The organism is Halocalculus aciditolerans (genome assembly GCF_014647475.1).
In the GTDB taxonomy this organism is placed as follows: domain Archaea; phylum Halobacteriota; class Halobacteria; order Halobacteriales; family Halobacteriaceae; genus Halocalculus; species Halocalculus aciditolerans.
Genome location: NZ_BMPG01000002.1, coordinates 482,907 through 492,525, shown reverse-complemented (window position 1 = coordinate 492,525; position 9,619 = coordinate 482,907). Strand labels below are relative to the sequence as shown.

Below are 9,619 nucleotides of genomic sequence, written 5' to 3'. Positions count from 1 at the left end.
AAGCGGGAAGCAAAGCTTCCCGCAATGACGAGAGAGTTTTGCTCTCTCGAACCACACCCGACGAAGTAAAACGGTACACGGGCGCTGCAGGATTTGAACCACGGTCGCTAGCGCTCCCGACTTGACGCTCGCTCTCGCTCGCGTCAACCACGGTCGCAACGCTGCGCGTTGCTCCCTGATTCAAATCCTTCGCGCCGCTCCGCACGTTTTCGCTCCGCGAAAACGGCTACGGGCGCTGCAGGTCTCTGAAACCGGCGGTTTCGCGGAGCCGGCCGCGCGAAGTTTCTACGGTCATCCGAGGAACTCCCACCGGCGGTCAGCCTTTTCGCGTTTGCTCGCTCGGTCGTAGTGCTTGTCCAGCATGTCCTCGGAGGTGTCGAGGCGATCAGACACGACGCCGCGGGGGACGCCATCGTTTCTGTACTTGGTCACACGGGCCTTCCGAACGTCGTGCGTCGACCGCGAACTCGGGCACTTCGTCATCCCGTCGTCGCGCGCCCACTCGCAGGTGGACGGCTCCCTGTCGTGGGGACAGACTATGCCGACCTTGCACGGCCTCGACCAGCGATAGAACGCGTTTCGGATGGTGGTGTGTGAGACGCGGCCGTACTTCGTCGTCACCAGCGGGGTACGTCCGGTGTCGTCGACGACGTCGTTTCGAGGGCCGTCGATGTAGTCCTGGAGCGTCGTCCGGACGCGGTCGCTAATCCTGTTGAACCGCTCTCCTTCTTCGTCGTTCTTGAGGGGTGTACCCGTTCCGGGTCGGTGTACGAAGTTGAGGCCCGGCTTGTTCTCGTCCAGCTCCACGTCGTGGAGGTCGAGCGCCCGGACCGCGCCGAGCCGCGCCCCGGTGTGCCAGACGAGCGACCAGATCACGTGGTCCCGCGACGCGTACTCGTACCGAGCCAGGTACTCGACGATTGCCGGCACCCTGTCCGGCGAGATCGTTCGGTCGCTCACTTCCTCGGCCGTCGAGAGGTTCGGCAGCGGGACCTTCTCGTACAGGTCTTCGGGGACCGCCTCGATTTGCGCGCAGAATCGGAGGAACGAGCGCACCGTGGTCAGGGCGGAGTGAATCGTTTTCGGCGCGATCTCCTCGTCTTGCCCCTTGGAATAGCCGCCGTTCCGCCTCCAGATTCTGAACTCGTAGAGGTCGCGCCCGTCGAGGTCGGTCATGTCGTCGACGCCGCCGTGCTCGCGGCACCACTCCGTAAACGCACGCAGGTGGCTCTCGTGCGAGGTCCGCGTCCACTCCGCACTGTCCTGCTTCATCGCCTCCAGATGCAGTTCCACCGCTTTCTCCGGAGCGAGCGAGGTTAGGTTGTCAGCCATACTTCCCACTGATGAGAAGCTTGACCATAAATGCGTTGCACAGTTTTCAGTGGTAACAATACCTGTAAGCAGTCATAGAAACTTCCAGTGGGTTATTCAACAGTCTATTGAGAACGCTACTCACAAGAGAGAATGATGCGCTACAGCGGCGAATGGATGCAGAAGTGGGACGACCGAATCCTCGAAGTCCTCGAGGAAGAAGGACCCCGCGGTGTCGGGTACATCGACGAGCATCCAGCTATCCGTTCGTCGCACTCGACTGTCTCGCGCCGCCTCAAGGACCTTGCCGCACACGGTCTGGTGAGCGAGAGGGGAAACGGTGTTTATATGATTACTGAGAAAGGGAAAGCCTACCTCAACGAGGAATACGACGCAGAGCATGAGGTATACCTTGACTCAGAGTCCGAGATTGGCTCGGATTCAGGAGATACGAACACTGTGTCATGAGATGGGAAGGTGACTGGCAGAAGTTCGACGACGAGCGGGTTATGGAGTACCTACGTGACCACGACACGGGGAACGTGAGCGAGATTCAGAAGGCACTCTCGCGAACAGTACCACACTACTTACTCCGGGAGCGGCTCCGGCTGCTTGCGCAGGCCGGGTACGTTGAGCCGGGACCAGATTACCGGAACTACGAGCTGACGAACTGGGGTCTACGATGGCTGGAGGGTCGAGTGCGCGCAGATCTCCTTCATCCAGCGCCGAGCGCGGCGCGGCCGGGGTACGTTCTTCGGTAGAAAGGGCGCGACCTCCCCCCGTTCAGGGGGTCGGTCGCTCGTTCGTTCGTTCGAGTACGTCACGAGTAGGCCGACATCACAGGCATCATCACTTTCGCAACTATCGGGATATTCACAACAGAGTACTTCAGTCGCCTCCAGTCAGAGAAACGCTTAGAACGCCATCAAAACGAGATAATCAGGAAGATAAGCTAAATTCTTGTTTTTCGTCAGGGTTGTAGGTAGCGGAAACCTCAGGAACCGGATCAACGGAGAACGCGTGATCGACGAGTTCGCCGCCGTCGACGCCACCGTAGAAGTGAGCACGGTACACGTCGTCGGCGAGGTCGTGCGCTTCGCGCTCCATTCGGACGACGTGGGTGCAGTGGGTGTGAATCGCGGGGGCGATGTCCTTGACGTCTTCGCGATGGCCGATGTTGATGATACGAAGGCCGAGCTTCGCCTTCGCGGTGATCAGCGGGTAGAGTTCCTCGTTCACCTCGTAGTTGTTCGTCTGTGCGTTCGCCTCCGAACTCATCTCGTCGAGCACGGCAATCACGTTCTCGTGCGCTTCAGCGACCGAACGGATACCCTCCGTCGTGTCGGCGAAGTGAGTCCGCTCGTTCAGTGAGTCCTCCTGCCAGTCGAGTTCACCGAGGTTCGCCACCAGGTGGGCGTCCGGGTCGTCGCGGAGGTAAAGCGCAGCGAGCAGGAGCGCCCAGTTCGTCTTCCCAGCGTTCGTCTGTCCACAGATGGTTTGCATATAGCCGTCGCGGCGCAGGTGGTGGACGATACGAGAGAACTCCTCGACCACGCTAAAGTCCGTCTCACGGTGGATGACGCCAGACATGAACGACAGCACGGAGAGCGAGCCTTGGGCGACGGCCTTCCGCGCGACGCGGGAGCCGTGTCCACCCACGAGGTTCTCGCAGTACTTCGTCAACTCGAACCGCGGCGGGAGGTCGCCCGAGTCGTCGAGCGCAAGCACGTGCGGGTACCGACGCTTCATCGTGATGTACCGCTTCAACGCGCGGCCTTCGAGGAACGGCGCGAGCGGGTACGTCCGCCTGTTGTCGGTCAGCCGGTCTTCGGAGACCTCGCGGAACTCGGCCGAGGCGATCCCGGCGCGATCACTCGGCATCGTTCTCACCTCCGTCGGGCTGCGCGTCAGCTGACGCTGGGTCCGGTTCGTCCTCGGTGGCGAGGTCCTCGTCGTAGAGATCGCCGAACTCGCGGTCTTCCTCACCGAGGTCGAGGTCGAACGGATTCGCCGACTCGTCGATAAACTGGTCATGCTCCGCACCGCGGAGGACGCCGAGCATGGCCTGGTCCGTCGCGTCGATCCGCGCAGTGTCCACCGACGCGCGTGCCTTCCGGGCAGCTTGGAGGCGTGGAACGACTTTCTCCAGCAGCGAGGAGTACGCTTCCCAGCGTTCGGCCACCTTGAGAGGCGGAACAATTCCTTCCCACGGGACGCGGATGACACGCTGGCGATACGTCTCCGTCTCCCCGTTCTCGTTCACTCTCTCGCGCTGCTCGAACTCGTGACCGAGCGAGATGTACACCGTCGAGTTCGAGAACAGCCCTTGCCGTGACGGCAGGCGCTTTCCGTCCACTTCGGCCGTTCGATGCTTCTCCGGGGAGAGCATCGTGAGGCCGATGGGGCCGTGGTCCTCGTCGATAACGAGATGTGGTCGCTCCGAGGAGCGCTTCCAAAGGTAGACCCACATCCCGATATATAGCACAAGCCACGGCCCGACGAGCAGCACCGTGAACACCGCGTATTTGAACTCGGGAACGGGAAAGCCGAAGACGAGCAGCATCGTCACGCCGCAGATGCAGACGAGAGCGAGCAGCAGGAACGGCAGCGTCCTCCAGAACGACGCCATGAACTTCTCCGTCCCGGTCTGACGCCGGGGTAGGTTCTGCGGGTTCTCAGAAGACAACGCGTTCACCTCCACGGTAGCGGTCGAGCGCCCAGGAGGCGAGCGGGAGCGTCACTACGACAAGCAGCACGACGACACCAACGGACGCGACGACGTCCGAGACTTCGGGGTTCCGAAGCCAGGACCCCGACGTGTCCTCTCCGACGTCCACCGTCGGGCACGACCGCGCCTGCTTACAGCCGTTCGTGACGATAGACGCGACAGCCTGCCCATCGTCTTTCGGCGCTCGCACCGAGACGTTCGTGGTTCCCTTATAGAACTGGACGTCGTGGATATCGAACCGCCCCGTGTCTGGGTCGCGGTTCCCGGAGATCGTCGCCGACCGATACGTATCGGAAACGATCACCATGTACATCACGCCGTCCTCCCAGTGCGCCGACTTCACGTAGCCGTGCGAGTCGATCTGCGTCACCATCTGGCTCGGGCTCGTCGCGTTCGGCGAGGCCGAGGTCGAGTTATTCGCGGCCGCGGCGACACCAGGCAATACCAGTGTCACCACGACCAGCAGCAGCCCGAGTTGACGGACAGATACCATAGACTCAGCCGCGGAGTCGAACCGCGGCCGCCGAGCACGGCGGGACCGTCCAGAGCGATTTCAGCGGCGTGTTCCGAGCCGTTAGAGCGACAGACCCGGAACGGACGGTAACAGCGCGTCACGGATTGGGTCGAGCGCCATGCCGACTACGTCGATGCCGGCGAGCGACGCCGCACCGAGTGCACCCACGGCGAGCATCGCGAGCCCGACGATGAACAGCACCAGGCGGACCTGCGGCGGCATCATCATTTGGCTGCCTCCGTGGCCGGGTCGTCCTGGACGGACGCCGCGGAGCGCGACACCGACACCCGGACACCGTGGTCGCGGGCGACACACGCGGCGAGCACGAGCGCCGGAACGAGTGTTGCGACGAGTGCCACAGCACCGAGGTCGAGGACGCGTGCGCTGACGAACAGCACGACGCTCGTGGTGATCCAGCGATAGGCCGAGGTCATCGCATACTCACCAGTATGATCGTCGAACCGATGACGAGCAGCGCCGCAACGCCTGCGACGAGCATCGTGTTGTTCGACCAGTTAAATCCGTCATCGTCCGACACCGGTTGCGACCCGCCGCCGGCGGTCGGTTCGCGCGCCTCGTACTGCGCGCTCAGATTCCGGATCTGCTCTTGAAGCGCGACGTAGTCGCTGTTGTTGATAGTCTGGTACTTGATCTGTACCGTCCGCGTGCTGTTGACCTGCGAGCCGTCGGTCGCCTCGATGGAGTCAACGGTAAACGAGCCCTGCATCTGCATCGTCCCGTTGTTCTTGGTGACCAGTAGCTCGCTACCGTTCAGAGACGCCGTGTAGTATGTTTCGCCAGTCTCCCAGCCCTGGTCAGGTGTCCGGGTTGAGGCCACGAAGCCCTCGTACGTCGAGCCGTTGAACGAGATCGTCATCATGCCGGTCGTGTCCATGTCAGGAGTCGACCAGCCGACGCCGCTCAAGGCCGCGAGCGACTGCGAGTAATGGCCGCCAGCAGAGCCGTTAACGCCGTACTCCTTCGCAAGCGCAAGCGGGCTCAGATAGCTACTTGCGGTCCCGTTACCGCTCACCACGTTGTCGTAGACAGTCGCTCCGTAGGCAGCGCCGCTATCGGAGACCTGCGAGGACTGGGCGGAAACGTCATTCCACGTGCTGTTCCACTCCTTATAGGTCGTCACGGTTTTTGACGGGTTAGTGCCGACATTATCAGCTTTCCACCCAACGACCTTGTACCCGTAAAATTCGTCAAGAACGCCGGGAGAACGCAATGTTAGTGTAACAGTCATACTGGGGTTCGACGTGCCACTCCCGGTATCCTTATCGTCAACGTACATACTCCCCTGATACTGAACACCTTTTTGCGAGACGGTGCTTCCATTGACCAAGACAGCATCAGACTGGACGACGGAATACGTACCTGAGCCGCTGTAAGTGTAGTTCTCGGACTTTGGCGTGGTTTTTATAATGGACAGAGTCGACCACGGACCTGCGCCGTGATTAGCCGACATATTTCGGATCGTCCACATTTTCTCGACAGCACTATTCCAGCGCTTGACGAGGTTTATCTGCTTTTTCGCGTAGTAGTCGTTAACAGCCTGACGAGCCGCAGCTTTGGTTTCAGAGCGGTTAGCTCCGTTTTCGATAGCCTCAACAGCGGCGCTCTCGGCTTTCGCCATCGCCGCCGTGCGGGTGTCCTGCAGATAGTTATCCTGCAGGGTAAGGTAGTCGTCTATTGACTTCCGTTGATCCGTGAGACGGTTGTAAGTCGTGACGTTGTTCGTGGCGTTCTGGTTCTGGTTGATGTCCTCGATGGTCTTACCGGCCTGATAGACCGGGTTACACGGGTTGTCCGCCGCTCCCTGTGGGTTGTTCGCTCCGACCATGTAGACTGAGTACATGAGGCCGTCAAGGAAGCCGCAGGTGTCCGAAGTCGTGGAGTTGTTCGCGGCAGCTGCACCGCCAACACCAGGTCCGGCGACCGCGGTGAGAACGAGGAGACCGGCGACTACGACCGCGCGAGCGTTCATACGCCAGCCCCCACGAGGAGACCGAGTGCCGTTACAAGCGCGCCGCCAGCCCACATACCGAGGTCGCGCTGAGTAATCACCTGCATGATTACCTCGCGACGACTCCACCGGCGGCAAGCTGCATCGCGAGCAGCACGGCGCGGGCAGGCAGGCCGATATCGCTGACCATCGCTTGGAACTCACCGAGGAAGGCGTACGCGAGCAGTACAATCATCGTGGCGACCACGACCCCGTACTCTGCAGGGTGGTAGTACCGCGGGTCGCGGGTCGAGGACGACGCGAAGATCACTGCGAGCGACAGCCCGGTCACGGCGAGCGGCAAGAACTTATACGTCGTCAGGAAGTCGATCACAGGCGTCGCGAGGCCGAGCATGACCGCTCCTGACACACCGAACAGCAGAATCGCGAACGACGTCACCACGGAAACCGACTGGTAGGCGTCCATGATTCCACCGAAGCCGCTTCCTTGACGGCGCGACATCAGGTGTCACCGTCCAACACGCGGACTTCGAACCCGTACGCCTCCTGCTCCTCGCCGTCCTCGTCCTCGAAGGTGTACGAGTCTTCGTCTTTCTTGATGCCGATAACGTCACCGGGGCCGACATCGGCATTGTCGAGCGGCCGCGTCACGGACGCGCTAGCGAAGTAGGACACGTACTTTGGTTCCTCGCCGTCCGTGCGGGTGAGGTGGTAGCGGTCACGGCCGTACCGGTCTGCGTCCCGCTCGATGGCGCGAACCTCGGCGACTACGGAGTCGCCAGGGTCGAGGTTCAGGACGTCGTCGTACTCTTCGTCGTCGTTGCCGGAGGAGACCTCGGAGAGGTCATCCCAACTCGGCTGTTTGCCTTGCGACATGCAGCCGAGTATTGTGTCTATAAAAACTAGGCTCTAAGCGAAGCACCGGAGCATGGGTTACTTATTTATAGACCTTCACTCAGGCGTCACCGCGTGCCTCGCGTGTTCGGCCGTTTCGAGGCCGTGAGTGCGCAAGTGCTTCGCCATCGTCTCGCCGTAGGCAGAGACACCGCACTCGCAGCGGTAGGACTGATTCTCGTCGAGAACCGAATCCAACCGACGGCGATAGTCATGCTCGATGCCGGAGGCTTCGACGAGGTCGACGCCGTTCCCGCTGCTGGCGGGGTACGTAGTTTCGCCGACAGTGACAGAGTCAACGCGCCAGGCGGGGCCGCGCTGGAAGCCGACGGCGTGTTCGCGGTCGAGGCCGGCGCGAATCTCGACGAGGAGGTCCGACCACTTGGGCGGTAGCCCGGTGAGTCCGAACAGGCGGGCATCTGTCGCGCGCGGATACCGGGTCATCGCATTCTCCAGTCGCTCGCGTGCAGCTGCGCGAGGGAGGGACTCGCCCCAGGTGACCGCGCCGCGTGCAGATTCCCACCGGTTTCGGAGGTCGTCGGTTCGCTCTTGGTCGAGGTCGAGGCCACCGTCGGTGGCCGCGCGCGGAGAATCAGCTTCAAGTCGGGAAGCGGACAGTGTCTGTTGTTGGTCGATACCGTGAGGAGAGCCGCAGCAGGCACATTCGAGCTTGACGCCTCGGCGCGAGGAGCGGACGAGGTTTTCACCGTGGTCGTCCTCTTGCTCAGAGGCCTTCGACTCGGCACGTTGTTTACATGAGTCCGCAGTCGCGGCCTGCTTCGCGGCGTTTGACCGGGTGACCGTTTTGATGTTTCCGGCGGACATGGCAGCGGCCCACGCCTGGTATTCAGTTGAGCGTTCGAGGAGATCGTCCGGCTGGATGGAACAGTAGTCAGCGACGTAGGCCGCGACATTCTCCAATTCATCGGGTCGGCGGATTGTGACAGTCCCGACGTCTTCGGGCCGAGCAATCCAGTTCGGCACGTCGAGGTCGTGAGCGTCAGCACCGGCCCAGTCGCAGCCGTCTACGTGTTTCTCAACGATTGGGCGGAGGTCTTCGGGAGTGATTTGCTGGTCGGTGACGAGCACGATGTGATCGTGCGAGTAGCAGGCGTTCGTGCCGCGCTGGTCGCCGCGTTTGCTGGTGTGCGGCTCTGAGCGGCGGTCGTACTGCCATTCGACACCGAGGTCTCGCATAGTGTTACGCAGGGTGTGGTAGACGGAGTCCCAACTGTCGCGGAGACGGTTGGCGTGGTCAACGGGAGAGACGCGGCCATTCGGGGTCGAGGACGCCGAGAGCGTGACAAGCGCGATGTGCGGGTCATCGAACGCGGCATCTGTCTCGCCACCGGACGGGCGCGTGCCTCCGCAGACCTCGCGGAGCCAGCCGTTCATCTGGGCATAGTACTTCTTTTGATAGGACGCGAACCAGCGAGTTTCGGCCTCGACGGAGAACTCGGCGTACTCTACGTCGGCCGGTCGGCCGCGGACGAGGTTGACGCGTGTTTGACGAGCCTCCGCGTGGCTCTTGAGGAGCCGGCGGACGGCTTCGCGCCACGCGACGGGTTCGTGCGCAGTGACGTGCGTACCGGACGCAGAGCGTTCAGTCTCGCCGAGCGCCTCGGTCTGGAACTCCTCGGTCACTTCGTTGGTGTAGTCCGCGCGCAGCGACGTGCCGTTTATCCCGGTGACCGGGAGGCCGGCGCGGTCGCCATAGGTTTCCATGAACTCTGCAACGCACTCGTCGGGCGTGGGTAATTCATCGGAGGCCGATTCTCCCGACGGGGAATTACCCGGCTCTTGGGGCGTTACAGAGTTGGTCTGGTTGGTGTGCCGAGAGCCGCCACCCGGTTGTTCACCGCTACTCATTCGCCAACGAGGTAGGAAACGTAGCAGTCGAGGCAGACGCGAGCGCGGTAGAGAATGGAGTCCGCGGGGTTGATGCATCCAGCCTTGCAGTTCGGACAGCGGTAGGCTCGATGATCAGCATCGAGGCTGGTGGACAACTCCGCCTCGATTTCTGCCCGGAACTCCTCAGCGGCCTGCCGTGTACCGGAGTCTGCCCAGCCGTGGGGCGATTGGATGCCGCCACTCATCGGCGTCTCCGTGCGTACGCGCTTTCGACTCCGCTCCGGAACGAGGGCGTTCGGCCTACGGCCTCACTATGTTCCGGGCGCGGGCGGCGCCGTTCCCTCCGGTCACG

At 62.0% G+C, this 9,619-nt stretch carries 13 protein-coding genes; 2 read left to right on the top strand and 11 right to left on the bottom strand.

Annotation, left to right across the window (positions count from 1 at the left end):
* Nucleotides 1-291 precede the first annotated feature (291 nt).
* Nucleotides 292-1,332, bottom strand: a complete 1,041-nt coding sequence (locus IEY26_RS09160; RefSeq protein WP_188978926.1) for a tyrosine-type recombinase/integrase — start codon at nt 1,330-1,332, stop codon at nt 292-294.
* 132 nt (nt 1,333-1,464) lie between these two features.
* Between IEY26_RS09160 and IEY26_RS09155 the strand changes: the two genes are divergently transcribed.
* Together IEY26_RS09155 and IEY26_RS09150 are read left to right on the top strand one after the other, a co-directional pair.
* On the top strand, nt 1,465-1,779 hold the full coding sequence (locus IEY26_RS09155; protein ID WP_229773996.1) for a MarR family transcriptional regulator: 315 nt from the start codon (nt 1,465-1,467) through the stop codon (nt 1,777-1,779).
* On the top strand, nt 1,776-2,072 hold the full coding sequence (locus IEY26_RS09150) for a hypothetical protein (RefSeq protein WP_188978156.1): 297 nt from the start codon (nt 1,776-1,778) through the stop codon (nt 2,070-2,072). Before IEY26_RS09155 ends, IEY26_RS09150 begins: the two co-directional genes overlap by 4 nt.
* Before the next feature lie 178 nt (nt 2,073-2,250).
* Here the strand turns inward: IEY26_RS09150 and IEY26_RS09145 are convergent, their stop codons facing one another.
* The 10 genes from IEY26_RS09145 to IEY26_RS09100 form a co-directional block, all read right to left on the bottom strand.
* Complete coding sequence (locus IEY26_RS09145) at nt 2,251-3,192, bottom strand: hypothetical protein (protein WP_188978153.1); 942 nt, start codon at nt 3,190-3,192, stop codon at nt 2,251-2,253.
* A complete protein-coding gene (locus IEY26_RS09140) occupies nt 3,182-3,940 on the bottom strand; it encodes a hypothetical protein (RefSeq protein ID WP_188978151.1) in 759 nt (252 codons plus the stop codon). Before IEY26_RS09140 ends, IEY26_RS09145 begins: the two co-directional genes overlap by 11 nt.
* 46 nt (nt 3,941-3,986) lie before the next feature.
* Nucleotides 3,987-4,412: a hypothetical protein gene (locus tag IEY26_RS09135; RefSeq protein WP_188978149.1), complete on the bottom strand. Its 426-nt coding sequence runs from the start codon at nt 4,410-4,412 to the stop codon at nt 3,987-3,989.
* A gap of 201 nt (nt 4,413-4,613) precedes the next feature.
* Nucleotides 4,614-4,781, bottom strand: coding sequence for a hypothetical protein (locus IEY26_RS09130; protein WP_188978147.1), 168 nt, complete (start codon nt 4,779-4,781; stop codon nt 4,614-4,616).
* On the bottom strand, nt 4,778-4,987 hold the full coding sequence (locus tag IEY26_RS09125) for a hypothetical protein (RefSeq protein WP_188978145.1): 210 nt from the start codon (nt 4,985-4,987) through the stop codon (nt 4,778-4,780). The genes IEY26_RS09130 and IEY26_RS09125 overlap by 4 nt, the downstream gene beginning before the upstream one ends.
* Nucleotides 4,984-6,543 (bottom strand): hypothetical protein, encoded by a 1,560-nt coding sequence (locus IEY26_RS09120; RefSeq protein WP_188978143.1) that lies wholly within the window; start codon nt 6,541-6,543, stop codon nt 4,984-4,986. The genes IEY26_RS09125 and IEY26_RS09120 overlap by 4 nt, the downstream gene beginning before the upstream one ends.
* An 88-nt stretch (nt 6,544-6,631) precedes the next feature.
* Nucleotides 6,632-6,988, bottom strand: a complete 357-nt coding sequence (locus IEY26_RS09115) for a hypothetical protein (protein ID WP_188978141.1) — start codon at nt 6,986-6,988, stop codon at nt 6,632-6,634.
* Between the two features lie 35 nt (nt 6,989-7,023).
* Nucleotides 7,024-7,398, bottom strand: a complete 375-nt coding sequence (locus IEY26_RS09110) for a hypothetical protein (RefSeq protein WP_188978139.1) — start codon at nt 7,396-7,398, stop codon at nt 7,024-7,026.
* Between the two features lie 75 nt (nt 7,399-7,473).
* Entirely contained in the window at nt 7,474-9,285 is a 1,812-nt protein-coding gene (locus IEY26_RS09105) for a hypothetical protein (RefSeq protein WP_188978137.1), read from the bottom strand.
* A complete protein-coding gene (locus IEY26_RS09100) occupies nt 9,282-9,512 on the bottom strand; it encodes a hypothetical protein (RefSeq protein ID WP_188978136.1) in 231 nt (76 codons plus the stop codon). The genes IEY26_RS09105 and IEY26_RS09100 overlap by 4 nt, the downstream gene beginning before the upstream one ends.
* Nucleotides 9,513-9,619: the final 107 nt, after the last annotated feature.